The sequence below is a fragment of the uncultured Psychrobacter sp. genome (assembly GCF_947495825.1).
Taxonomy (GTDB): Bacteria; Pseudomonadota; Gammaproteobacteria; order Pseudomonadales; family Moraxellaceae; genus Psychrobacter.
In genome coordinates, this window is the sequence record NZ_CANMAH010000002.1 from 150,547 (window position 1) to 176,429 (window position 25,883).

Sequence of the window (25,883 nt, forward strand, 5' to 3'; positions counted from 1 at the left end):
ACTTTTAAGCCATTCGGCACGCGCTGATTTTATCGTTATAATGGTTGATATTTTTTGATTTTATCCAATAGCTGATAAGTGACCTCTATGACCGATAATGACCACAATTCGCACTCACCTATTAATCCCAATACGCTACCAAACTTTGACAACATGCCCAATGTGGCGACCATGAATACCAGCCATGTAGACAAAGAGCAGCCACCATTTATCTTAGTAGATGGCTCATACTATCTGTTTCGTACCTATCATGCGCTGCCAAAAACCATGCAAAACTCGCAAGGCCTAATCACCAATGCCATACGCGGCACCCTAAACGCCTTATTAAAACTCATGCGCCGCTATCATCCAACGCATATGGCCGTTTGTTTTGATACCAAATCTCCAACATTTCGCCATGCTATGTCTTCTGAATATAAAGCTGCGCGTCCGCCCATCGATGTTGAGTTGGTCAACCAAATTCCTTATATCCATCGATTGGTCGCAGCGTTAGGTATTCCATTATTACGTATCGAGGGCGCAGAAGCCGATGATATTATCGGTACCCTTGCTCAGCGCGCGGTGGCTGAAGGCCATCATGTGGTCATCTCAACTGGCGATAAAGATATGGCGCAATTAGTCAATGACTGCGTGATACTAGAAGATAGCTTTACTGGCAAAATTACTGATAGTGCAGGCGTGGTCGAAAAATTTGGGATTGAGCCTCACCAGATGATCGACTTTTTGACGCTTATGGGCGACTCGTCTGATGGCATCAAAGGGGTGCCCGGTATCGGTAAAAAAACTGCCAAAGACTTGCTCAATAAATACGGCAATATTGACACAATGCTCAAAAACGTTGCTGATATTAAAGGCCGCGCTGGTAAGAACTTGGTTGAATATGCTGACGATATTCCGTTCAATGCAAAGCTTGCGACCATTGTCACTGACTTAGCCATCGGTCAAGATTGGACAGACCTTAAAATAAATACCGATCCTTGCGCCCATATCGATGAGCTACGAGATCTGTATACTGAACTTGAATTTAAAAATGAGCTTGCATCACTTGATCACCCAAACCATCCTGCAAATGGTAGTACAAGCGTTGCTGACAGCCAAGCCAATGCTGAGTCACAATCTCAAGTCGCAAAATCACTGCAATCAAGCGTGATTGAAAATATCAAAGACAGTAAAAGTCATGATAAAGCATGGCATACGGTGCTTGATAAGCCTGCTTTTGATAGCTTAATTGCCTTGCTAAAAAGCGCACCGCATTTCGTTATCGATACCGAGACGACTAGTATTTATTGGCGACAAGCACAAATCGTTGGCCTGTCTTTTGCTGTGCAGGCACATGAGGCATATTATGTACCGCTTACGCATAGCTTGGAAGGGGATGAGCTGATCGAAAAGCAGCTTGATCGCGATACGGTACTTAACGAGCTTAAACCCATTTTAGAAAACCCAAACATTGGCAAGATTGGTCAGCATCTAAAATACGACGCACATATCCTCAGCCATTATGGTATTGATTTGGTCGGCGCTATACATACCAGCCCTAATAACTGGGCGATGGATACCATGTTGGCAAGCTACGTTATCAACGCGGCCATTACTCGCCACGGTATGGATGATCTTGCACGTCACTATCTGCAAACGCAAACGATCAGCTATGAAGATGTCGCTGGCAAGGGCGCAAAGCAAGTTACCTTTGATCAAGTGGCCATTGATATTGCTAGCGACTACGCTTGCGAAGATGCCGATATCACTTATCAGCTATTTGATATCTTTAGCCAAAAGCTTAATGAAGACGAAAACAACGTTAAATTGCTCCACCAGCTTGAGATACCGACAGCCGAAATACTGTGCCAAATGGAAGCGGATGGCATTTTAATCAAGCGCTCCTTTTTAAATGAGTTATCAAAACGTTTTGATGAAGAAATCATCGCGCTCGAAAAACGTGCTTATGAAGTGGCTGGAGAGGCGTTCAATCTTGGCTCACCAAAGCAGTTCGGTGAGATGTTATTTGATAAGCTTGGCGTCCCTGGTGGCAAAAAAACCAAGTCAGGCCAATACTCTACTGGTGAAGCCATATTGTCAAAAATCGATCATCCATTAGTAGAAATCGTACTAGAATATCGCGGCTTGTCCAAACTTAAAAGCACTTATACTGATGCGCTTGATACCGTTGCAGACGCTGAAACTGATCGCGTCCATACCAGCTACCATCAGGCATTGACCAGTACTGGACGCTTGTCATCGACTGATCCCAACTTGCAGAATATTCCGATTCGTACGGCTACTGGACGTCTGATTCGCCAAGCGTTTATCGCGCCAGAAGGTCGTGTCATCTTGGCAGCGGATTACTCACAAATCGAGCTGCGCCTTATGGCACATTTTTCTGGCGACAAAAACCTGACGCATGCCTTTAACGAAGGGCTCGATATTCACGCAGCTACCGCAGCTGAGGTGCTAGGCAAACAGGTCGCTGATGTCAGCTCGACCGAGCGCCGTAATGCCAAAGCCATTAACTTCGGTCTGCTTTATGGTATGAGTGCGTTTGGGCTTGCCAAGCAACTACAAATGAGCCGCGGTGAAGCGCAAGACTATATCGATATGTACTTTGAGCGTTATCCGGGTGTCAAACAATATATGGTTGATACTCGTGCTAGCGCCTATGAGCGCGGCTATGTTGAGACGATATTGAACCGCAAGCTTTACACACCAGATATTAATCATAGCAATCGTATGGTGAAGCAAGGAGCTGAACGTGCCGCTATCAACGCCCCACTCCAGGGCTCCGCTGCTGACTTGATTAAACTTGCTATGATTGCTGTCGATAAGGTACTGCCTAAAGAACATGCCAAAATGCTGCTACAAGTCCATGATGAATTGGTTTTTGAAGTGGATACTGACAAAGTCAGTGAGATTAGTCAGCTTATTACTGATGCCATGCAAGATGTCTTAACGACCACTGCTGTTGAAAAGGGTTGGAATATAGACTTTGCGGTGCCATTACTGGTTGAGACAGACAGCGGTAGCAATTGGGATGAAGCGCATTAAATTATCAATTTTAACAATGGGTTATGACTAATTAGTAAAATTAAATGAAGACGTGATAGTAGAATTAGCGTTATAATAATATCACGTTAATTAGTTTTGCTTTATCAGATTATTTACGATTTAAAAGTGAGCCTTTGGGTTCACTTTTTTTGTTTCAAAATTAGGAGCCCACTATTTTGGCTACAGATGGCATTATTGAAGTCCCCGGTCTTATACTTATTATTATGTGCTTGCTACGCTCTGCTCAATACGTAGTACAAAGTCAGAGCAAGCAAAGCCGTTATTTTTGGCTTGCATCAGTGTTAGTATTTTTTGCAGTGATTCGTCGCGAGTTGAATTACTTACCAGATCTGCTTATTCCAAGCGACTTCTCGCTACTTGGACATTCTTATGACTGGTGGGAAGACAGCGTCCTGACCGTTATCTACCTTCTCATCGTTGGTTTACTCATCTATTCTTGGCGCTATCTCAAAGCTGTCTTAAAAGATGTCGATGTATCACTATATGTCATCGTAGTCCTACTGGCGATAATACAGTATATGGGCGAGAATGCGATTGTGTTCCCTTACGCTGCTGGCGGCATTATTGAAGAGTTAGCAGAAACTGCTATTTATGGTATTGCTTTGCTTTATTTATGGAAATTTAAGTTGGCGGCTTTTGAGAATTCATCAGTAAAACCAAATTTTGATACACAGCGCAAGAGTACATAAGAGCGTAAGATTGGCAGTTTGTAGCATTGCCCAGTGTATATATCTTAATAATTATCTTTTCTGTTTAATTTGCTATACTAAATATAAGTTCGAGGGACAATTGCGATGTTTGTAACGGCGTTGACTTTATTAATGCCCATGCTAAAAGTATCGCTAAATATTGCTACTTAGCGTTGTACCTCGCTTTACTCATTACTGCTTATTATTAAGTCACTCATTATGAATATATTAATTACTGGTGCATCGCGTGGTATTGGTTTGGCTACTGCTAAAAAACTGGCGGCAAAGGGACATAGTGTTGGCCTATTTGCAACCAATACTGATACGCTTGAAGACGCAACTAAAGATAAAGCTTTTAAAAAAGCAATGAAACAAAAACGTATCATAACCGGTCAGCTTGACGTTATCCAGCCTGACTCATGGGAAGATGCCATCAGTCAAATGATTGATAATTTTGGCAGTATCGACGCGTTAATCAACAACGCAGGTGTGCTGGTCAGTGGTGCTTTGCCCGCGACTGATTTGCAGCAGCAGCTGTCTTTAATCGACGTCAACTGTAAAGGCGTACTTATCGGCTGTCACAAACTTGCACCTTATTTGGCTGATAGCGAAAACGGTAAAATCGTCAATGTGTCCTCAGCGTCTGCTATCTATGGTCAGCCTGAAGTTGCCAATTATGCGGCCAGTAAGTTTTTTGTTCGCGGTCTCACCGAAGGTCTTAATATTGAATATCAAAAGCTCGGTATCAAAGTCATAGATGTTATGCCGCTTTGGGTTAAGTCTGATATGACAAAAGATATTGAGGTGACAAGCATTGAGCGCTTGGGTATCAATTTGACTGTCAATGATGTGGCAAAGACTCTGTGCAAACTGACCACCCGCCCCAATCGTAAACTAAAAAGCACGCACTACTCGGTCGGCATGCCAGCCAAAGTCTTTCAAACTCTTTCACAAGTCACGCCCGATCCTGTGATCCGCTGGGTAAATACCAAAGTGGGTGCCAAATAAAGCACAGCCCATTTACCCATAGCTTATCGTATTATCCTGACGGCTACTCAATCTGAGTGGCCGTTTTGCTTGCCGCTCGAATGTCAATTGCTTGCTCTATGGTTTTATCGATGAAGGTATTGTTGTTAATAAGCGTGTTTTTGATTGGTCCTGCGGCAGTGTCTTCGCGAATTTTTGAACCAACCTGAATGGGCAAACGAACGTCGGCGGCAAATGTATTACCCCTAATCAGTGTGCCATCATCTTCCACAATAACGCCCTGCTCGACTTGGGTAAACTGATTATCAATGATTTGATTGTCTTTAGCACTGTCTAAGTGATAGCTGGCAAACAGCGTTTGCTTGACCAAATACGCGCCGCATTCAAACCCTTTTAGGTTGCGCGATTGCCTTGACGCTACCCACACGCCCACTGGTTCATTTTGAAAGACATTACCACGAATGATATTGTCACGACTCGACTCAGTACGTTTGAAATAATTGCTGCGCGACGGGTCATCAGCATGCTCAAAGCAGTTGCGATAGAGCAAGATACTGCCTGCGCCATTGTGTATAAATTGATTATTCTCAATACGATTGTTGTTTGATGAGTCCACCGCGATGGCTTCACGATTGGGCTTAAACGTGCGAAAACCATTACCGACAAACACAGAGTCTTTAATCACGTTATCGCGACTACCAAACTCCAGATATAACCCAACAGTGCCAGCGTTTTGAATACGCACGTGTTCAAAGCTCACACCGTGTACGTGGTCGCCGACGAACATGCCGCTGTTGATACTATTCTGACTGCTGACATTGATGACGCGGATATCTCTTGGTGCCAGCGCGCGATTGGCAGCAGGGTCGATAACGCCGCGCGTATGACGCTGATTGGGATTGCTATATTGGCGAATATGCAGCGCATGGCCGTAGCCTGTTATATGACAATTGGCAACGGTAATATTCTCAATAGCAGCATCCGCCTTTGGTTTAATCACGATAGCACTGGCCTTTGATGAATCATCAGCACTGGTGCTAAGCTGCGCCCCTTGACAGTCAAGCGAGCTGTGAGAGTCACTGAGCTCAAAGCGTATCGACTGCCCTGCTAAGTCGCAGTTTTTACTCAGGGTGTTATGACCTTTTATCGTCACAGCTTGCTTGGGCGTCAGCTGCGCGCACTCTATTACGGCCGCGGTACTTGGTAGCTTAGCATCCATGACCAACGGCTTTTTTATAGTGTCCGTTTGACTGACGGCTGGCTGATTGTCACAAGCGCTTAAGCTCATAGCGATTATCAGGCCGACCATGATCGATAGTACATTGACATATTTTAGGCGAGAAACAAGGGCCATATAGTCAATTCACTCTAAAAATGACATAGCGCTGCTGGGATGAATTTTGTGCAGCCTCTGTGATAACAGCACGCAAGTAAAATTTATACCAGTAGCGCGTTTAGATTTATAACAATTTTCATTTGAACTGACTATAAATAACGCTCACTGCGGGTTGTCTTACATTTTTTGAACATCCTGTGACACCTTACTACTAGTCGAGCTCGAGCTAACACGGCACACTGATTCTCATCATACAGATAAAAATCAATCATAATATAAAAGGAATGAAAGATGGATAATACAAAAACCCCGCTCCCAGAGGCGCAAGACCGTATCGATGGCGATGACAACCAGCGAGTCGATTTAGACAATCCAATGCTGCATACGATTGATGACGATGACGTCATTGACAATAGCGTAGGGTTCGACAACTCACAAGCAGGCAGCGAGGCCACGCAAGGCCTCACACCGATGCATCGCCAAAATATCGATGAAGCCCGTGTCGATGAGGTATTGGTCGAGGACAATCTAGATGACAAAGATTATCCAGACATCGTCGATATCGCTGATACCGACGCTGCTGAACGTAGTAATGACGATAATTTTTAAGTAAGTTTTTTGATTATAAAGTATGTGTATTACTATAAATAAAAAACACCGAACATCATGTTCGGTGTTTTTTTATCATTCATTAAGATCAAAAGGCTTAACTACGCCCAGCCATCAAGCGTGCCTGCCCAGCCCTTAACCAAAGGTTTGCTAAGCGCTTCAAGTAAATCAATGTGCGCCTCATCAAGATTTAGAGCAGGTATATAATGATACTCTTGCCCGCCAGCGTTTAAGAAATTATCACGATTTTCAATCGCCAGCTCTTCTAGCGTCTCCAGACAATCGGCAGAAAATGCAGGACTGATAACCTGCACCGAACGCACGCCAGACTGACCCCACTCCTCTAGTACCACATCGGTATAAGGCTTAACCCATTCTTGTTTGCCAAAACGCGACTGGAAGCTGATGATCCATTCATCATCTCTTAGACCAAGCGCGTGTGCGACTTGGGCGGCGGTACACTTGCAGCGGCTCGGATACGGATCGCCTTTGTCCGCATACGGCTGCGGGATACCGTGAAAGCTAAACATCAGCTTTTCAGGCTTGCCATGCTCTGCCTGAAAGCGGCGAATCGAGTCCGCTAGTGCCTGAATGTACAGCGGATGAGCGAAATAATCCTTCACGATGGTATAGTTGGGCAAATTGCGCTGCGTCAGTGTCCACTTGGTCAGCGCATCATAGACAGCGCCGCCCGAGGTGGCAGAATACTGCGGGAATAATGGTAGGATGACAAAATGATCCACACCTTCGCTGCGCAAACTGTCCATCACATCGGGCAAGCCAGGATTGCCATAGCTCATCGCCGCATGTACCGACACGCGAAACGGAGCAACGCTGTCGGCCAAACGCGGTGACAACTGCTCGACTTGGCTATTTAATATCTTACGGATGGGTGAGTCACCTTCCCAGATACTAGCGTAAGCCTTTGCTACACGTTTAGGCCGGCTTGGCAGTACAAACAAGTTTAGAATGATGGCCCACAGAAACTGAGGAATTTCAATCACGCGTGGGTCTGATAAAAACTGTTTCAGATAACGACGGACGGCAGGCGCTGTCGGCTCATCAGGTGTCCCAAGGTTGACCAATAAGACGGCGATACGGGGCGGCAGTTTAGGTTTCATAAAAGTCGTGTGTTATTCATAAGTGGTAAAAGAGGACTGTTAAGACAATGTTCATTTAATAGCTGATTAGTGTAGCATTTTATCGCTAAAAAACGCATGGTAAAGGCGCTCTTTATACAATTTGCTACGCGTGTCAAATAAAGACGGCGTATGGAGGTTGTACTCCTACGCCCATCGCCATACAATAGGCAAGCTCATTTTAAAAACAGTATAGAAAATAGTTTTTATCTTGTCTTTTTTTTATTGATGATCGTTGTCTTGCGAGGTAGCTTTGAACGCACGCCCTGATAGTACCAGTGACCAACTCCCAAAAGATACATTCGATTCACAAGGCTTAGCCGATAAGGCTGGCTCAGTAGGAATCGTCACGCCCGAAAAAATCCATTTTGCCGAACCGCTGACTCTAGAATGCAATCGTACTTTGCCATCTTTTGACTTAATGGTAGAGACCTATGGCACGCTTAACCAAGACAAATCAAATGCCATTTTGATTTGCCATGCCTTGTCTGGCAGTCATCATGCGGCAGGGTACTATAGTCATGATGACAAAAAAGCGGGCTGGTGGGACAATATGATCGGACCCAACAAAGCCATCGATACCAATCGGTTTTTTGTGGTATGTGTCAACAATATCGGTAGCTGCTTTGGCTCGACAGGCCCAACGACCATCAACCCTGATACCATCAATCAAGCTGATGGCAGCGAGCCTCAAGTCTATGGCCCTGACTTTCCACTGATCACCATCAAAGACTGGGTAAAAACCCAAGCTATGCTCTCAGATCGCCTAGGCATTGATGTTTGGCATGCTATCGTCGGCGGCTCTATGGGCGGGATGCAGGCGCTACAATGGTCAGTTGATTATCCAGACAGACTAAAGCGCTGCGTCGTTATTGCCAGTACACCAAAGCTATCTGCGCAAAATATCGCCTTTAATGAAGTCGCTCGTCAGTCTATTCTCTCTGACCCTGATTTTAATGACGGCCGCTATATACAAGCTGGCACCTATCCTCGTCGCGGGCTTATCCTTGCGCGAATGGTGGGTCATATTACTTATCTGACTGAAGATGCAATGAAAGCCAAGTTTGGCCGCGACCTAAAATCAGGTAAATTTATGTACGGCTATGATGTCGAGTTCCAAGTCGAGAGCTATCTGCGCTATCAAGGTGAACGTTTTAGCAAAAACTTCGATGCCAACACCTATTTGCTGATGACCAAAGCCTTAGATTATTTTGATCCAACGCGCGACTATCCATCAACACAATCGCCAGACTCGGCAGCATCAGTGCAGCTTGAAGACTCGATTGCTGCATCAATCAACACCCCTGAGAGCACACTTGAAGACAACCTTGTGACTCAAGATGATAGCGAGAACGACAATCATCAAGAACTGACCGCGCTCAAAGCAGCATTTGCTCATACCAAATGTCAGTACTTAGTCGTATCATTTACTACCGATTGGCGCTTTGCTCCCGAGCGCTCGCAAGAAATCGTAGATGCACTCATGGCCACGGGCAAACCAGTCAGTTATATCGATGTTGATGCGCCGCACGGTCATGATTCGTTTTTATTTAATATTCCACGTTACATGGGCGCGGTCAAAGGCTTTTTAACGGCACCCTTTATGACGAGCAACTCAATAACCCAAGGAGAGCGCTCATGAGAATGGATCATCAGCTGGCCGAGCGCTGGATTGCGCCGCAATCGCACGTATTGGATTTGGGTTGTGGTAATGGCGATCTGCTCGCACATTTACAGCAAAAACTGGGCGTAACAGGTTATGGGCTTGAAATCGATGAAGACAAAATCAACGAAGCCATCGGTAAAGGCTTATCTATCGTCGAGCAAGACCTCAATGATGGGCTGGCACGTTTCGCTGACAACAGCTTTGACACCGTCGTCATGGCGCGCGCCCTACAGGCGGTCAAAGCCCCTGACTTACTGCTACTTGATATGCTACGTGTTGCTCGCGAAGCCGTCATCACCTTTCCGAACTTTGCCCATTGGCAAAACCGTATTCATCTAGGGTTTAAAGGTCTGATGCCAGTATCAGAAGCCCTACCTTATGAATGGTACGATACACCAAACATTCATCTATGCACGTTCAAAGATTTTGAGCAGTTATGTGCCAAACACGATATTCATATTCTTAGTCGTTTTGCTGTCAGTGACTCTGATAAAGGGCCCTCTCCTTTACTATCAACTTTAATAAGACAAGCACCCAACTTATTAGCAGACGTTGCTATTTATAGAGTAACCAAACAAAAATCCATTTGAATTCATTATATTAAGTAGCTGTCTAAGTATTGTGTTTTGTATATTCATTCTTACGGTTTAATAACTGTATGATTTTGTTACATACTACGATGTTTAAAACGACGTTAAAACGAGTAATTAGTATTTGAGTTTCGTAACTTTGGGTGGTAAGCTAGCAAAATAGTGTCGATGACACCCTCATTACAATTACTTATCTGTTGAGTTAGCGTAAACGAAGAGACTTATGTTCATAAGTTTGCTATTCATTCATAGTTAATATGATGTTGCTAATAACTAGGTAAGTTCATACTGCAAAGTGTAATGTCTGCGATAGTGTCGCTTGATGATATAAATTTTGGCGGCAAACTTTATCCATTGCTTATCAACTGCCTAATTTTGGAGCTGCTATGAAACTACTAAAAGCCGCCTTGTTTACTGCTTTATTCTCCTGTGCTGGCCTGGCTAACGCTGAGTTAATCTCAAACGTACCACTTGATACGTCGCGTTTTGAGCTGATGCCTGTTAGCGAGCTATCTAATCGTGCCGCCCAAGGTAACGATCATGCTCAGTTTTACCTAGCCAAGCGCTTGCAAAAAGGGGAAGGCGTTGCTCAAAACACCCAGCAAGCTATCCAGTGGTACACTAGAGCGGCTCAGCAAGGCGTTGCCCCTGCTCAGTTGAACTTAGCTATCATGTATTTGCGCGGTGAAGGCGTGAAGCCTAACCTCCAACAAGCTCGCGTTTGGTTAGAAAAAGCGGCGATGCGTGGTGATAATCGTGCCAGTTATACGCTTGCATTGTTAGATGAGAAGCAAAAAAACCTGGTTGATGCTTATAAATGGTATGACTTAGCTGCTCGTGATGGCATGCTGGATGAAAAAGTACGTAATAAAGCACGTGGTAAAATCGGCCAATTAGCATTGAACTTATCAAGCTCAGATATCGCAAGCGCTCGTAACCAAGCGGATCGTTGGTTCCAGAGTAAGTAAGATTTAAGCTTTTAGTCCATAAAAAATCCAGCCTATAAGCTGGATTTTTTGTGTCTGTATTCTGTATAACGATAAATGATTAAATAAATTAGATAGCTGCTACTCTTTTGGCTCGCGTGCCATCGTATAGAACTCCGTATTTGACTGCATGTTCATTACAATTGCCATTCTATTCGACAAGCCAAAAAACGCGGTAATACCTGTGATATCTAAAATATCCTCGTCATCATAGCCATGCTCTTTGAGTGCTGCATAATCCGAATCTTGGATGAGCTCTGGTGTACGACAGAGCTTGACTGAAAACGCCAGCATGGCTTTTTGTTTAGGGCTGATGGGTGCATGTAAATAGTTGATTGCTATTTGATCTGCCAGTAGTGGTTCTTTAGAAAACACACGCAGTAACGCACCGTGAGCGATGACACAATATTGGCAGCCATTGGCGGCACTCGTCGCAACCACGATCATCTCTTTTTCAGCTGGGCTTAGCGTACTACCTTCTCGCTCCATAATCGCATCGTAATAGGCAAAAAAACCTCTGAACTCTGCTGGGCGGTACGCTAACGCTAAAAACACATTAGGAATGAATTTGGCCTTTTCTTGTACCGCAAGAATACGTTTTAGAATATCATCAGGCAAGCTATCTAAAGATGGTACAGGGTATCGACTAATAGGCGCGCTCGTGGAAGGATTGTTAGCAGAATTAATAGACAGATTACTCATGTGTCATCTCCATTGACATTAATTGATGGTTATACCTAATTAGTCTACCTTTATAAATGAGTAATAAGTAGTTAAAAAGGTGCTTAATTTATATCGTTTGCCTTTATAAAACGTTCAAAATACGCACCAAATTTGCTACACTACGCGCGCACTAGTCAATTCCACAATCATGTTAGTGTGATTAGCTTTACTCATTAGATCTACCAAACAACTCAAACCCAATGCACTAGGTTTGCGACCTAGCCAGCAGGAGAAAACCATGAGTACCACTCAAGATAGCAATACCAAACACAGTACTATCCAAGACACTACTACAGACAATAATAAGTCAGCGCCCACCTACGATAGCGTGACTAACAATATTGTCGTAGCTGCTCTTTATAAGTTCACACGCTTTAATGACTTTGAGCAATACCGTGAGCCAATTTTAAATACCATGCTCGACCATGATGTCAAAGGCACACTATTACTCGCAAGTGAGGGTATTAACGGTACGATTTCTGGCACCCGCCAAGGTATCGATACTGTCCTAGACTATTTGCGTAGTATCGATGCCATCGGCAGCTTTACTTTTAAAGAGTCTTATACCGATGCGCAGCCTTTTTATCGTACTAAGGTGAAGTTAAAAAAAGAAATCGTGACGATGGGCGTTGAGAATATCGACCCATTACAATCAGTTGGTCGCTACGTGAAGCCAAGTGAATGGAATGCCCTAATCTCGGACCCCGATGTTATCCTGATCGATACCCGTAACGACTATGAAGTAAAAATCGGTACGTTCCAAAATGCGGTTAACCCGAACACTGAAACCTTCCGTGAGTTCCCAGAATATGTGGCAAAAGAGCTAGACCCAACCAAACATAAAAAAGTGGCGATGTTCTGTACTGGCGGCATTCGCTGCGAAAAATCCACTGCCTATATGCGCGAGCAAGGGTTTGAAGAAGTCTATCATTTAGAAGGTGGCATTTTAAAATATTTAGAAGAAGTACCTGCCAGCGACTCTATGTGGCAAGGTGATTGCTTTGTGTTTGATAACCGCGTCTCGGTCAATCATAACTTAGAAAAAGGTGAATATGAGCAATGCTTTGCTTGCCGTATGCCGATTACTCAAGATGATATGCAAAGCATCGCTTATGTAAAAGGTGAGTCCTGCCCGCACTGCATAGATAAAGCAACTGACGAGCAAAGAGCACGTTTTCGTGAGCGTGAGCATCAGATGCAGTTAGCGAAACAACGCGGTGAAGCTCATATTGGTAGTGATGTCACTGAGGTAATAGAAAAACGTAAAGTGGCTAAAACTGAAGCGCGTTATCAAACAGACTTTGTTGACAAAGCTAAGTCAGATTAAATTCGTTATCGGTTAAATTTAGATCAAAAAAAAGAGGCTCAATTGGCCTCTTTTTTTATTGTTAGTATTTTTATTAGCTACCACGATAAGTGCTGTAACCATAGGCCGATAACGTGATTGGCACATGATAATGATTATTATCTTCAATATTAAAATTGACTTCAACATAAGGATAGAAAGTCTCTAAACCTTGATTCATAAAGTAAGGCTTAGTTTCAAAAAGCAGTTTATACGTTCCTTTATGATCGGCATTATCTGCGTTAGGCAAGAAATTACCAATACGACCATTATTATCCGTTTTTTGCTCATTGAGCACTTTCCATTTACCACCATCTTGCATCATCAATTTTACATTAACGTTTGGTGCAGGCTTACCAGTGCTGACATCTAAAATGTGACTTGATAGCTGATAACTCTCTTGGTCAGCTGCAGCGTAACTTGCCGTCGCTGACATGGCTAATACGCCACCTAATGCTGCTGCTTTTACCATTTTGGTTTTCATACCCTCTCCTTCATTTATAAAGTAATTACGATATTAATTGAATAAAACTTCCATTTCTTTTACTACTTTGACCACGATGTGTAATGAATCGATCTTATAAATAACTTCATTGATCTTAAAATAATAAGTTCAATTACGATTTCAGCTGTATAGTATAAATTTTCAGATTAAAACTATTGTAAAGAAAAATTTAATTTTCAAGTAAACATGTATGTTGGATGTAATCTCACCAAACAAATAAAAAAAATAGCAAACAACTTCAAAAGAGTTATTTGCTATTTGCTACAGTGCTAACCAACAAGATTAGATACGAAGTTAGTCTATATAAGCGGTATAACCTTATATCTAAAAAGCACCAATATTAAAATAGGATTCGGATACGAATGGTCTCTTCTACATCTTTTAGCTGATCAAGCGCTGCACTAGAGTCATTGTAATCAACGTCCATCACCAAGTAGCCTACGTCACCTTCAGTCATCAGGCTTTGCGCTAAGATGTTGATGTGTGCCTCTGCGAATAGACGGTTAATTTGCGATAGGACACCTGGCACGTTTTTATGAATATGTAGCAAACGATGCGTGCCTTCTTTGAATGGAATAGAAACCTCTGGGAAGTTTACAGCCGTGATGGTATCGCCTTGGTCAGAATATCGTACAAACTTTTCTGCCACTTCTAGGCCAATATTGGCTTGTGCTTCTTGCGTTGAGCCGCCAATATGCGGCGTCAAAATGACGTTATCAAATTTACGCAGTGGCGACTCAAACTCCTCATCAGCAGACTTCGGCTCTTTTGGGAATACATCGATGGCAGCGCCCAAGACTTTACCAGACTCAATTACTGCAGCCAGATCGTCAATCTCAACGCAGGTGCCACGCGCCGCATTGATAAAGTAACTGCCGTCTTTCATCTGCGCAAACTGCTCAGCTTTCATCATATAGCGTGTGCTTGGCTCATCAGGCACATGCAAAGTTACGATATCAGCAGTAGATAGTAGCTCGTTTAGGCTACCTACTTGATGCGCATTACCCAATGGTAATTTGGTCACCACGTCATGATAGATAACTTTCATACCAAAGCTTTCGGCCAGTACAGATAGCTGTGAGCCGATAGAGCCATAGCCGACGATACCGATGGTCTTACCGCGCACTTCATGTGAGTTGGTAGCAGACTTGCCCCAGCCGCCGCGATGGACGGTGGCGTTTTTCTCAGGGATACCGCGATATAGCATGATGGCTTCTGCCAATACCAATTCAGCCACTGAGCGAGTATTCGAGTATGGCGCATTAAATACTGGGATACCAAACTCACGAGCCGCATCAAGATCGACTTGGTTGGTACCGATACAAAAACAGCCAATACCGATCAGCTTCTCTGCATGCTCAAGGACTTCACGAGTCAGCTGCGTACGTGAACGAATCCCAATAAAATGCGCGTCTTTGATTTTCTCAATCAGCTCATCTTTATCGAGTGCATGACTAAGATATTCAATATTTTTATAACCAGCATTGTCTAAAACCTTTAAGGCGTTCTCGTGTACACCTTCGAGTAATAAAAACCGGATTTTGTCTTTTTGTAATGATAATGCCATATGAGGACTGTCCTATAGTTGTCTTATTAAAAATAATCTATGCTAGAGTAAACGAAAACAGTCCGGTTATCTTACACAAAATTTAACGGTGATGTTAGCAGATTAGATGAATTATTGCTTATCAAGCCTGAAAACTTTTTATGCTATAGTGAGCGTTACTCGTTAAACTTTATTTAAACTGCTCTATTTACTACTTACTGCCTTTAAGCGCCCATGATGTTGCCTATCTATTCTTAGCCAATCTATCTAAAGAGTTTATGGTCCAACCGACCTTTACGTAGACTGGTTAAGAAAAGAGGTGTAGCGCTAATGTTTATACAGAGACTTAACTATGACGCCATTTGCATCTCAGACCACCACTGCTACCGATATTAATACACTCAAAACACTTTTAGATAGCTTGGTCAATGAGCACAACTTTGATAATACTCAAATCAAAACCGATAGCGAAAGCTTGGAGCATTGGGGTAAAGACTGGACCAAGCATTTTGCGCCCGCGCCGACTGCTATTGTCTTTCCAAAAACCACCGAACAAGTACAAGCCGTCGTACTACTTGCCAATAAGCACAATGTGGTGCTAACGCCAAGTGGCGGACGTACGGGCTTGTCTGCTGGCGCGGTCGCGGCCAATGGCGAGATTGTCGTCAGTATGGATAAGATGAACCAGATCGGACAGTTCTATCCTGCTGATCGTCTGGTCGAAATCGAAGCCGGCGTGGTAACTCAGCAGCTGCAACAATTCGCAGAATCAAAAGATTTATACTACCCTGTCGACTTCGCTTCAGCTGGCTCTAGTCAAATGGGTGGTAACATCGGTACCAATGCTGGCGGTATCAAAGTCATTCGTTATGGTATGACCCGTCAATGGATTATGGGCCTGACTGTCGTCACGGGCAAAGGCGATATCTTACAATTGAACCGCGGTATGATTAAAAACGCCACTGGCTATGACTTGCGCCAGCTGTTTATTGGTAGTGAGGGCACACTAGGCTTAGTCACTCACGCACAAATCAAGCTTGAGCGCCTACCGCAAGAGTTAAACGTCATGGTACTTGGCATGGATACGTTTAATGATGTGATGAATGTATTGTCTGCCTTTCAAGCGCAGATTGATTTGACTGCTTTTGAGTTCTTTGATGATGTGGCAGTGGATAAATTGATGGCGCATGGCCAGGTCCAAGAGCCGTTTGAGTCGCGTACCAAGTTTTATACGTTGCTTGAATTTGAAGCGCCTTATGAGCCGATTATGGATAAGGCAATGGCGATATTTGAGCATTGTATGGAACAAGGCTGGGTCGTTGATGGGGTGATGAGTCAAAGCATCGCACAAGCGACAGAGCTATGGAAGCTGCGTGAATATATTTCTGAGACCATCTCAGTATTTACGCCATACAAGAACGATGTGTCGGTACTCATCAGCCATGTGCCTGAGTTTATTGCTGAGATTGATCATATTGTCAGCAGCAATTATCCTGACTTTGAAGTGTGCTGGTTCGGTCACATTGGCGATGGCAACTTGCATCTCAACATTCTAAAGCCTGAACATATGACCAAAGATGACTTCTTTAACGAGTGTCAAATTGTCAATAAATACGTGTTTGAGACTGTACAAAAATATGGCGGCTCGGTATCGGCTGAACATGGGGTCGGCATGACTAAAAAGCCTTACTTACACTATAGTCGCAGCGAGACTGAGATTACGTATTTGCGTGAGATTAAGAAGGTGTTTGATCCAAACAATATTATGAATCGCGGAAAGATTTTTGATATGTGAATGGATGGTTTTAAGACATTTTTTAGTTAATATCATAAGTTAATGACGCTAGGAAAGAATACTTAGCGTCATTTTCATTCAGCTGCAACTGCATGACTTATATGTAAGATATATGTTTGAAAACTAGGTGCTAGAGCTTATAAATATAATAGAATCAGAGCGACAATAATTAATAAGCTTAAGAAACCTTGTACCATTAAAAATGCTTGATGAGGCGCTGCAATGTGCTGAACCATATTGCCCAGCGCATTATAAGTAATGCCTGCCGCTTTGATATGAGGCGGGGTATCAAAATTTCTGATAATTTGTAGGAATTGCTCGGTACGTTTGGGTGACCAACCATGCGGACTAAAAGGCAAATATGGTGCCAACTGCGCAGCTTGTTGCTTGGTTGCTGGCGACCATAGCCAGCGCTCCAAAAACAATAAGCGCATACGCCAATCCATAAAACTACGCTCATCGATAGCATGGACTAAGAGTATTTTGACGTTTTTATGACGCGGATCTGCAAAAATACGCTTTTGTAAGCTAAGTACTTCTTTCTTACTACCTTCAATGCATTGTAAAAACTGACCATTGCCATAACATAAGATACCAGTAATACCATGATCTTTGTTGTGATCGCGAGCGTGCTTTTCTACTTCATCAAATATGAGGGTATTTATACGGCTTTTAAAAGTAATGCTACTTACGTACACCAGCTGAATCAGAGCTGAGTCTTTTATATTTTCTAATAAATCAGTTGTATCATCATGTTGCAAAGGCATGAAAAATCCTAAAAATAGCGCTTTTGTAGAGATAATAAAAGACTCGAAACTTCTCTCTAAACGAGCCGAATAATACAATTCACAAAAACGTAGTAAATGTTTACCATGCCAGACTGTCATTAGTTATCTTAGTTGATAAAATAACACCCCTTATGGAACATGCTATCGTAAAAAAGCATACCAAATAACCATTCTAGTTATGATAACTCGTTGTAAATACGACAATAAAATATTGTAACGACTAAGCGAAGTGATTGATATATTTTTCTGAGTTTTGTTACACAAAAATTCGGTATTATCAATACTCTATCGTCTTATTCAAGCGTAAAGCCCATTATCTGACATCCCAAATATCCAAAGCAGGAATATTATGAGCAAGATTGAAAAAATAGACGACTTCCATTTAACGATTGCCGAGATTAAGAAAAAAGATTATGCCCAATTAAAAGCCCTAATGGATCGCGTCTATGCAAGCTTAGGCGGCGCATGGTCAAAGACCACGATTCACACCTTGATTGATGCTTTTCCAGAAGGACAGATTGCGTTATTCGATCATGACCAACTAATTGGTATCGTATTATCTATGCGTGTTGATTATGCCAAGTTTTCTAATCCGCATACTTATGATGATTTGATTGGTCACAAAGAAATCATCAAAGACAACCCTGAAGGCGATGCTATCTATGGTTTAGATGCCCTAATCGACCCTGACTATCGCGGTTATCGTTTGGGCCGTAGACTATATGATGCCCGTAAAGAGCTGTGCCGTCAGCTTAACTTTCGTGCCATTTTGGCGGGTGGTCGTATACCAAAATATCATGACCATCAAGACCTCACTCCTGGCGAATATATCGATGCTGTTGAATCACGTGAGATACACGATCCAGCCCTATCGTTTCAGTTGTCCAACGGCTTTATCGTCAAGCGTATTTTGACTGCCTATCTACCAGATGATAAGCAATCTAAAGGCTTTGCAACCTTGCTTGAATGGGCAAATATTTATTATGAGCCTAAAGACTACAAGCCTAATACGCGCAAATCTGAGGTGCGTATTGGTGGTATTCAATGGCAGATGCGCGAAGTTGAGTCGCCAGAAGAGCTACTACAACAGGTTGAGTTCTTCGTCGATATAATGGCAGATTACAATTCTGACTTTGCTTGCTTGCCAGAGTTCTTTAACGCGCCATTGATGGGTTTGTGCGAATCAACAGATCAAAATGTCGCCATTCGGTTTTTGGCCGGTTACACTGAATGGTTTAGAAATGAGATCTCACATTTAGCTGTCAGCTATAACGTCAATGTCATTAGCGGCTCTATGCCATTGCTCGATGAAAACGACACTTTATACAATGTCAGCTACTTATGTCGCCGTGATGGCACCGTCGAAGAACAACGAAAAATTCATATTACGCCGCATGAGCGCAGTGCGTGGGTTATAGAAGGTGGTGACGAGGTCAAAGTGTTCGATACCGATGCAGGCCGCATTGGCATCTTGGTATGTTACGATGTCGAATTCCCTGAGCTTGCCCGTTTAATGGCGCTTGATGATATGGATATTTTGTTCGTGCCGTTCTGGACAGATACGCAAAACGGATATCTACGAGTGCGTCATTGTGCCCAAGCGCGCGCTATCGAAAACGAATGTTACGTTATGATTTGCGGCTCAGTTGGTAACTTGCCGCAAGTTGAAAGTCTAGATATTCAGTATGCCCAGTCGTCTATCTTTTCGCCATCAGATTTTGCGTTCCCTCACGATGCGATTATGGCAGAGACTACCCCAAACACAGAAATGGTATTCTTTTCGGATTTGAATTTAGATAAGCTCATTCATGTACGTCATGAAGGCTCAGTACATAACTTGAACGATCGCCGTGATGATTTATTTAGCTTAAGATGGAAGAAAAAATCAAAAGTTTCTGCCAGTAAACTGAGCGATGAAGAGCGCCGTGAAAATTCTGGTAGCGTATTGTTGGGTGATGCATTGCAAGGACGTGCCAAAAAATCTCGATAGTGCCAATTAGTGGTCAAGTTGCTACTTTATTCGTCACTACTATTAATAATACGGCTGATCATTCAGCCGTTTATTTTTATCTAAATCCTTATTTAACAAGCTTACTATCCAAGCAACTGGCTTAAATAGTTATGTTACAGGCAGAAAAACAAAAGCTATGACTACCGATATTGAAAAGAAAACATCTAACAAGACGCCAAAACAGAAGCTATTATCGGTACTCAAAACCGTACTTCTATATGGCATTGTCTTTTTAGCCGTGTACACTGCGATCAATTGGTGGCGACAGCCCGTTATGCCCGCCAGCCCGCAGCTACAGTTAACTGACTATCAAGGTCAACCCGTTGACTTGGCCGCTATGAGTGCAGATAAGCCAGCATTGGTGTACTTTTGGGGTACATGGTGTCCGATTTGTAGTATGACCTCGCCAACGATAGACAAACTTGCAGCGTCTAATGACTATCCAGTAGTCACTATCGCGATTAAATCGGGTTCTGATCAAGAACTTGATAGCTACCTTAATGAAAACAACTTTAGCTTTACTACGGTCAATGATCAAGACGGTAACATATTTGCCGATTGGCAGGGGCAAGTGACACCCTCTTATGTGGTCTTAAAAGATGGCGAGATGACACAAGGATTGACAGGCATTCAGCCGCTCTGGTCACTTAAATTAAGATTATGGCTTAGCGATAACTTTTAATCAAAGCTGCATGCGCTTATCTATACTTAATCAATTTACTTATTTTTGTAGTACGCTAAGTTAAATATACTTTTTTATTATAAAAAATATGGCCTTATATACCGGGCATAGCTACAAAGTCTGGTAGCGCTTTTATACGCTCTATCCAGTCTGTTATCGCTGGATAAGGCTCTAAAGATACGCCGCCTTCGTGGCTAAGTGCCACATAAGGAAAGCAAGCTAGATCTGCTAGCGTTGGCCGATCAAGCTCTAACCAATCACGCTCTGATAGATGCTCGTTTAAAATATCTAAGATACGAGTTGACTTATTCCGAGCCAGATCAATATCAAGCTCATAACCAAATTTATCATGCAACCGAGCGTCGTTTGGTCCTCTTGCAATCTCGCTTTCAGCGACCATCAACCACTGCACGACTTTGGCTTCTTCAGTAGGCGTTGCTGGATACCAGTCTGTTCTATCAAATTTTCTGGCAAGATAAACCAAGATGGCTTGTGAGTCTCTAAGAGTCAAATCGCCATCAATCAGCACAGGCACTTCACCAAACGCATTTCTTTCAATAGACGCCGCGTTTTTATGTTCACCCCCCAAAAAATCCACTGGTCGCAACGTGTAGGGTTGTTTGATCAATGCTAAAAACAATCGAACTTTATAGCAATTCCCTGATACTTCTAAATCGTAAAGCTCCATGCCTATTATCCCTATAAAGGTTGGTGTGATTGATTGGTGTCTATTATCTACAATATAATAACGAATATTTAACGTCAATTTAAATTGTTGAAAACATTATTAAAAAACTGTGTTTTTATATTGAAAGATGGCTCATAAATAGCACACCAGTTGCTACGTTCTCCAAAAAACTAACCTATCAGCTCATCCAACGCTTTGTACTCATAATCTAGCGCCTTAGCAACGGCTTCACAAGTCATATGGCCTTGCATAGTATTGACACCTTTTGCCAATGCTGCATCATCAAGGCAGGCCTTTTGATAGCCGTTTTTGGCAAGTGCTTGTATATATTTTAAGGTAACGTTAGACAATGCCATGGTAGAGGTACGTGGTACGGCGCCCGGAATGTTAGCAACTGCATAGTGGACGATGCCATGCTTTGTGTACGTTGGACTATCATGAGTGGTAATACGATCTGTGGTTTCAAAGACACCGCCTTGATCGACTGCAATATCAATGATGACACCGCCATCGTCCATAGATTCAATCATCTTCTCAGTCACCAGTTTGGGCGTCGCTGCGCCCGGAATCAGTACTGCACCGATGATCAAGTCACTGTTTTTTACACTCTCAGCAATATTGACCTTATTAGATACTAAAGTTTGTACGTTATTACCGAACATCTCGGACAACTCTTTTAACCGCTGAGGATCTAAGTCTAAAATAGTAACGTCAGCTCGTAGACCAACGGCGATTTTGGCAGCTTCCGTACCAGATACACCGCCACCGATGATAGTTACTCTACCCTTTTTAACACCGGGGACACCGCCCAGTAGGATTCCTTTGCCGCCATAAAAAGTCTGCAAAAACTGCGCACCAATTTGCGTACTCATACGCCCAGCGATTTCACTCATCGGTGTGAGTAGTGGCAATGAATTATCCGTTAGCTGTACCGTCTCATAAGCAATGGCCGTCACTTTATTGTCGATTAATACTTTGGCAAGCTCAGGCTCATTTGCTAAATGCAGGTAAGTAAATAGGATTAAATCTTGTGTTAGATATTGATACTCATCTGTTTGCGGCTCTTTTACTTTGATGACCAATTCTACGTCCCAAGCATGAGCCGCGTCATCAACGATGGTTGCGCCAGCTGCTTTATAATCGTCATCAGTAAACTGTGAGCCTATACCAGCATCCGTTTCGACAAGTACATCGTGACCATCGTCGGTTAGGACACTAACGCCATTTGGCGTTAAGCCGACCCGATTTTCGTTATTTTTTATCTCTTTTGGAATTCCTATTTTCATAATTTTATCTTCCTTGATGAGAGTAAAGTTAGGCACTTAGATATGGGAGGTAAGCAGTGTTATTTTAGTGTTTTAAGATTGGGCTAAAACGCGGCAGCCCAAAGGTTATCATGCCGTAACGAGTAACCTAACGCAACAGTCCCTACAGTAGAGCGTTCTACGATAGGGACTGTTTGACTGTTTGTATAAAACGGCTTGTACAAACAATTGAGTACATTAGTAGTAATGACTATGGCATAAAGCGCTGTGCGGCTGGCATCTTAAGCATCAATATCCAATAGACGGCCCCTGCTGGGATTAAGCTTGCATACCAAGAGACGCTTGAGAACATCAACGCGACTACGATACCGACGGCCATGGCGATAACTGCGGCCATATTCACACCTTTATAAGGACCATCTTTATCATATAGCTTGTCGAGATTGAGTTTTTGTTTGCGTAAGAAGTAAAAGTCTACTACCAAGATGGCAAATAAAGGACCTAAGAATGCTGAGTAGGTTTGGATAAATAAATTCAGTCCAGCCGCCGATTCATCTTTTACCAGTTCCCAAGGGAAGGTGCAAAATGCCAGCAAACCCACAATAACAGCTGCTGTTTTATATTTAATGTTAAATATATCCATTAATGCATAAGCAGGTGGAATGACGTTATTTAAGATATTGGTTGTGACTTGCGCAAAAGCGATGAAAAGCATGGTGATAATCAATAAAGGCTTGTTATCGACAGCACTAGAAAACACTTGAATAGGATCAACCTCACCCGTCGCACTGGTGACCATAACGCCGATTAACCCCATAAATAGCGTCGCAGGCAAAATTGAGTTGGCGTAAATAACCACTTGACGAAACAATCCAACATTTTCGCGTAGCTCGCGCGAATAGTCAGATACGTTGAGCATCATGGTACTGTACACTCCCAAAAACAGCATTGTGGCGCCCCAAAACGGTGTGCCCCATGTGCCTTCGACGTTGATAAGATTGGTCGAGATCGTATCGCCGTATTTATTAATGACACTAAAAAACATATAAGCAAGCGCGCCAATAATAAAAACTGAACCGATATTTTCAAGCCATTTAATACCGTGAAAACCAAGGACAGATAAACCAATCTGCAAAAACTGAAAGCCGACAAAAAAGACCACAATATTGTTATAACCAAATAGAGTGTCAGATACTAGATTCAGTGCTCCAGCACCAATCCAGCTTTGGAAACCAAACCATACAACCGCTGGCACCGATCGTACCAGTGCCGGAATACGACTACCTGAGAAGCCAAAGGCAGAGCGAGTCTGTACCATGAACGGTATGCCATATTTATGGCCTGCTCGGCCATTAATCATGAGCGCAGCCCCAATAACAGTACAACCAATTGCGATAGCCAATACTACTTGTAGCAGGTTTAATGTACCAACAAGCCCCGAACCAACGGTGAATGTGCCAATGGATACACATCCCCCTAACCAAGCAAACAAATAAGACCATGAGCCCATAATACGCGTAGTTTGCGGTGCCAGACTCTCCTCCCCGATGGCTTTATTATCGAGGGTTTGTACTCCTGCCGCAGCGACGGCAACTTTCGCATTTTCCATTACGTTCCCCTTCCTTGAGAAAGATTATTGGTTAATCGTGGGTTAATTCATTTGGTTAATTTAACTCTCAATCGGTGCAGCATAAGCACCAACCTTGCTGGTTTTAAGACCGCAGCCAATCAAAGCCTCAACCATGCGCGTGGCAACTGTGACACCATCGATGACAGGCACGCCCGTCTCTTTTGTCAGCCATTCTGTCAGATCTGCCATGCCTGCACAGCCTAAAACAACGGCTTCACAATTGTCTTCATGCACTGCACGTAAGATCTCATCACGAACCTTTTCACGTGCGCCAGAGCCTGGCTCCTCAAGAGCAAGTACTGGTATGGCAGCCGAGCGTACACGGCGGCAGCGATGCGATAAGCCATAACCATGGATAAGATCTTCGATGACAGGTACAGAACGAGGTAGCGTTGTGACCACACTAAAAGATGTCGAAATCATACTTGCTGCCTTGACTGCGGCTTCACAGATTCCAAGAACTGGCCCTGAAAAGACTTCGCGGCAAGCACCGATTCCTGGATCATCGAAACAGGCAACCACTACCCCATCAACGCCCTCTGCTTCAGCTTGCTTTAAACGCTTGATTAAACCAGGAACAGACATCGCTTCATCGTGATGCCCTTGAATAGAGGCAGGTGCATCCGTGCCAGAAGCTCCAATAATGGTAGTGCCTACGCTGACCTTTTGACGTGCGCTTTCTACGATTTTGTCTGTCATAGAAGTGGTAGAGTTTGGATTCATGACTAAGATTTTCATAGCGACTCTCTATTTATAAATTTTGCTATTGGTTTCATTTTCCATTATTGGCTTTTGTCTTTGATTACCCATTGGTATGGAATAATCGTTGTTAACAAGTATTGTTAACTATTATTGTTAACAAAACAATCAAAAATTTATAATATTTGTTGTGGAGGTAACAGCGGCACACTATAATTGCGCCTATGAATGATATAAAAACTGAAAATACAGCTTCTAGGGTCGATGCGATGCCAGAGCAAACGATTATTAACTCAATTACTGCGGCTGTGTCAGAGCAGCGGCTGCCAGCTGGAACAAAACTGGGTGAGCAAGTACTAAGCGATCTATTTAACTGTAATAGGGCCAATGTTAGACGGGCGCTCTCTACGCTTGCCACGATGCATGTGGTGCAATTGCAGCCCAATCGAGGAGCATTTGTCTCAACGCCCTCTCCTAAAGAAGCGGGTGATGTCTTTGAAGCGCGTCGAACGATTGAGCGTATGCTGGCACGTAAAGTCATCGAAAACTTCACGTCACAAGATATCGCTGACATGCGTGCTACGATAGCCGCTGAGGCCGAAGCACGTACCAAGGGAGACAAACCTGCTGAGCTTCGCTTATCACGTACGTTTCACATGCGTTTGGCGACGATCGCTGACAATCAGGTCTTAGAGCGATTTTTGAGTGAGCTCACGTTACGTACTACCTTAATTATCGGATTGTACAATACGGCCGGCTCATCTCATTGTGCCGAAGATGAGCACCTCGAAATAGTACAAGCTATCGAAAATAAGGATGAAAAGCGCCTTTTGCTACTTATTGATCAGCACTTAAATCATTTGGAAGCTGGCCTTGATTTTAAAGCCTCGACCAAACCTTTTTTCAATTTAGCAGAGCATCTAACCATCGTACCTGTTTAAAGGAATAAAAAAGCCTGTGATACAGCCAAATGATAATATTGCAGGTATTCTCCGTCTCTTGTGCCAACCCCTTCCCTCTAGCCATACAACAGTTTGTTGACTGCGCAGTCTATACTGGCATTCTGTTGTAAGCTAAATCAAACCTCATCCTTCTAGCCTATTGTCACGAAAAGTCACTTAACCACAACTCAAACATTTGG

At 43.2% G+C, this 25,883-nt stretch carries 22 protein-coding genes; 12 read left to right on the plus strand and 10 right to left on the minus strand.

Translation table 11 applies throughout. The features are described 5' to 3' along the window. Nucleotides 1-87 precede the first annotated feature (87 nt). The 3 genes from polA (at nt 88) to Q0895_RS03455 (ending at nt 4,760) form a co-directional block, all read left to right on the plus strand. The gene (polA, locus tag Q0895_RS03445; RefSeq protein WP_299185525.1) at nt 88-3,042 is read left to right on the plus strand and encodes a DNA polymerase I; all 2,955 of its coding nucleotides are present in this window, start codon (nt 88-90) and stop codon (nt 3,040-3,042) included. Nucleotides 3,043-3,218: 176 nt separating this feature from the next. Next, nucleotides 3,219-3,752 (plus strand): hypothetical protein, encoded by a 534-nt coding sequence (locus tag Q0895_RS03450; protein ID WP_299185527.1) that lies wholly within the window; start codon nt 3,219-3,221, stop codon nt 3,750-3,752. 219 nt (nt 3,753-3,971) lie between these two features. Further along, nucleotides 3,972-4,760, plus strand: coding sequence for an SDR family NAD(P)-dependent oxidoreductase (locus Q0895_RS03455; RefSeq protein ID WP_299185528.1), 789 nt, complete (start codon nt 3,972-3,974; stop codon nt 4,758-4,760). Nucleotides 4,761-4,803: 43 nt separating this feature from the next. Here the strand turns inward: Q0895_RS03455 and Q0895_RS03460 are convergent, their stop codons facing one another. Beyond that, entirely contained in the window at nt 4,804-6,093 is a 1,290-nt protein-coding gene (locus tag Q0895_RS03460; protein WP_299185529.1) for a right-handed parallel beta-helix repeat-containing protein, read from the minus strand. Nucleotides 6,094-6,366: 273 nt separating this feature from the next. On the opposite strand from Q0895_RS03460, the gene Q0895_RS03465 reads away from it, so the two are divergent. Then, entirely contained in the window at nt 6,367-6,684 is a 318-nt protein-coding gene (locus Q0895_RS03465; RefSeq protein WP_299185531.1) for a hypothetical protein, read from the plus strand. A 101-nt stretch (nt 6,685-6,785) separates the two neighbouring features. Here the strand turns inward: Q0895_RS03465 and hemH are convergent, their stop codons facing one another. Further along, a complete protein-coding gene (hemH, locus tag Q0895_RS03470) occupies nt 6,786-7,805 on the minus strand; it encodes a ferrochelatase (RefSeq protein WP_299185532.1) in 1,020 nt (339 codons plus the stop codon). 361 nt (nt 7,806-8,166) lie between these two features. Here hemH and Q0895_RS03475 point away from each other — a divergent pair, with 361 nt between their 5' ends. From Q0895_RS03475 to Q0895_RS03485, 3 genes are all read left to right on the plus strand, one after another. Beyond that, nucleotides 8,167-9,465: a homoserine O-acetyltransferase gene (locus Q0895_RS03475; protein WP_299185778.1), complete on the plus strand. Its 1,299-nt coding sequence runs from the start codon at nt 8,167-8,169 to the stop codon at nt 9,463-9,465. Continuing rightward, complete coding sequence (gene metW, locus Q0895_RS03480) at nt 9,462-10,079, plus strand: methionine biosynthesis protein MetW (RefSeq protein ID WP_299185534.1); 618 nt, start codon at nt 9,462-9,464, stop codon at nt 10,077-10,079. The genes Q0895_RS03475 and metW overlap by 4 nt, the downstream gene beginning before the upstream one ends. Before the next feature lie 386 nt (nt 10,080-10,465). Next, entirely contained in the window at nt 10,466-11,047 is a 582-nt protein-coding gene (locus Q0895_RS03485) for a tetratricopeptide repeat protein (protein ID WP_299185536.1), read from the plus strand. A 99-nt stretch (nt 11,048-11,146) separates the two neighbouring features. Here the strand turns inward: Q0895_RS03485 and Q0895_RS03490 are convergent, their stop codons facing one another. Then, on the minus strand, nt 11,147-11,767 hold the full coding sequence (locus Q0895_RS03490) for a peroxidase-related enzyme (RefSeq protein ID WP_299185537.1): 621 nt from the start codon (nt 11,765-11,767) through the stop codon (nt 11,147-11,149). Nucleotides 11,768-12,116: 349 nt separating this feature from the next. Between Q0895_RS03490 and Q0895_RS03495 the strand changes: the two genes are divergently transcribed. After that, complete coding sequence (locus tag Q0895_RS03495) at nt 12,117-13,115, plus strand: rhodanese-related sulfurtransferase (RefSeq protein ID WP_299185780.1); 999 nt, start codon at nt 12,117-12,119, stop codon at nt 13,113-13,115. Between the two features lie 73 nt (nt 13,116-13,188). Here Q0895_RS03495 and uraH read toward each other — a convergent pair whose 3' ends face one another. Together uraH and serA are read right to left on the minus strand one after the other, a co-directional pair. Beyond that, a complete protein-coding gene (uraH, locus tag Q0895_RS03500) occupies nt 13,189-13,617 on the minus strand; it encodes a hydroxyisourate hydrolase (protein WP_299185538.1) in 429 nt (142 codons plus the stop codon). Nucleotides 13,618-13,978: 361 nt separating this feature from the next. Continuing rightward, nucleotides 13,979-15,205, minus strand: a complete 1,227-nt coding sequence (serA, locus tag Q0895_RS03505) for a phosphoglycerate dehydrogenase (protein ID WP_299185539.1) — start codon at nt 15,203-15,205, stop codon at nt 13,979-13,981. Nucleotides 15,206-15,536: 331 nt separating this feature from the next. Here serA and Q0895_RS03510 point away from each other — a divergent pair, with 331 nt between their 5' ends. After that, the gene (locus Q0895_RS03510) at nt 15,537-16,979 is read left to right on the plus strand and encodes an FAD-binding oxidoreductase (RefSeq protein WP_299185540.1); all 1,443 of its coding nucleotides are present in this window, start codon (nt 15,537-15,539) and stop codon (nt 16,977-16,979) included. Between the two features lie 137 nt (nt 16,980-17,116). On the opposite strand, the gene Q0895_RS03515 is transcribed toward Q0895_RS03510, so the two are convergent. Next, nucleotides 17,117-17,746, minus strand: a complete 630-nt coding sequence (locus Q0895_RS03515) for a BLUF domain-containing protein (protein WP_299185541.1) — start codon at nt 17,744-17,746, stop codon at nt 17,117-17,119. Between the two features lie 370 nt (nt 17,747-18,116). On the opposite strand from Q0895_RS03515, the gene Q0895_RS03520 reads away from it, so the two are divergent. Further along, nucleotides 18,117-19,757 (plus strand): bifunctional GNAT family N-acetyltransferase/carbon-nitrogen hydrolase family protein, encoded by a 1,641-nt coding sequence (locus Q0895_RS03520; protein ID WP_299185542.1) that lies wholly within the window; start codon nt 18,117-18,119, stop codon nt 19,755-19,757. Between the two features lie 157 nt (nt 19,758-19,914). Continuing rightward, nucleotides 19,915-20,460: a protein disulfide oxidoreductase gene (locus tag Q0895_RS03525; RefSeq protein ID WP_299185544.1), complete on the plus strand. Its 546-nt coding sequence runs from the start codon at nt 19,915-19,917 to the stop codon at nt 20,458-20,460. Nucleotides 20,461-20,554: 94 nt separating this feature from the next. On the opposite strand, the gene Q0895_RS03530 is transcribed toward Q0895_RS03525, so the two are convergent. The 4 genes from Q0895_RS03530 to Q0895_RS03545 all read right to left on the minus strand — a co-directional run bounded on the left by Q0895_RS03530 (nt 20,555) and on the right by Q0895_RS03545 (nt 24,781). Beyond that, entirely contained in the window at nt 20,555-21,148 is a 594-nt protein-coding gene (locus Q0895_RS03530; protein WP_299185545.1) for a glutathione S-transferase family protein, read from the minus strand. A 170-nt stretch (nt 21,149-21,318) separates the two neighbouring features. Further along, on the minus strand, nt 21,319-22,434 hold the full coding sequence (gene ald, locus Q0895_RS03535; RefSeq protein ID WP_299185547.1) for an alanine dehydrogenase: 1,116 nt from the start codon (nt 22,432-22,434) through the stop codon (nt 21,319-21,321). A 229-nt stretch (nt 22,435-22,663) separates the two neighbouring features. Next, nucleotides 22,664-24,022, minus strand: coding sequence for an NCS1 family transporter (locus tag Q0895_RS03540; RefSeq protein ID WP_299185548.1), 1,359 nt, complete (start codon nt 24,020-24,022; stop codon nt 22,664-22,666). Between the two features lie 60 nt (nt 24,023-24,082). Continuing rightward, nucleotides 24,083-24,781, minus strand: coding sequence for an aspartate/glutamate racemase family protein (locus Q0895_RS03545; RefSeq protein WP_299185550.1), 699 nt, complete (start codon nt 24,779-24,781; stop codon nt 24,083-24,085). 185 nt (nt 24,782-24,966) lie between these two features. On the opposite strand from Q0895_RS03545, the gene Q0895_RS03550 reads away from it, so the two are divergent. Next, the gene (locus Q0895_RS03550) at nt 24,967-25,683 is read left to right on the plus strand and encodes a GntR family transcriptional regulator (RefSeq protein WP_299185552.1); all 717 of its coding nucleotides are present in this window, start codon (nt 24,967-24,969) and stop codon (nt 25,681-25,683) included. Nucleotides 25,684-25,883 lie beyond the last annotated feature (200 nt).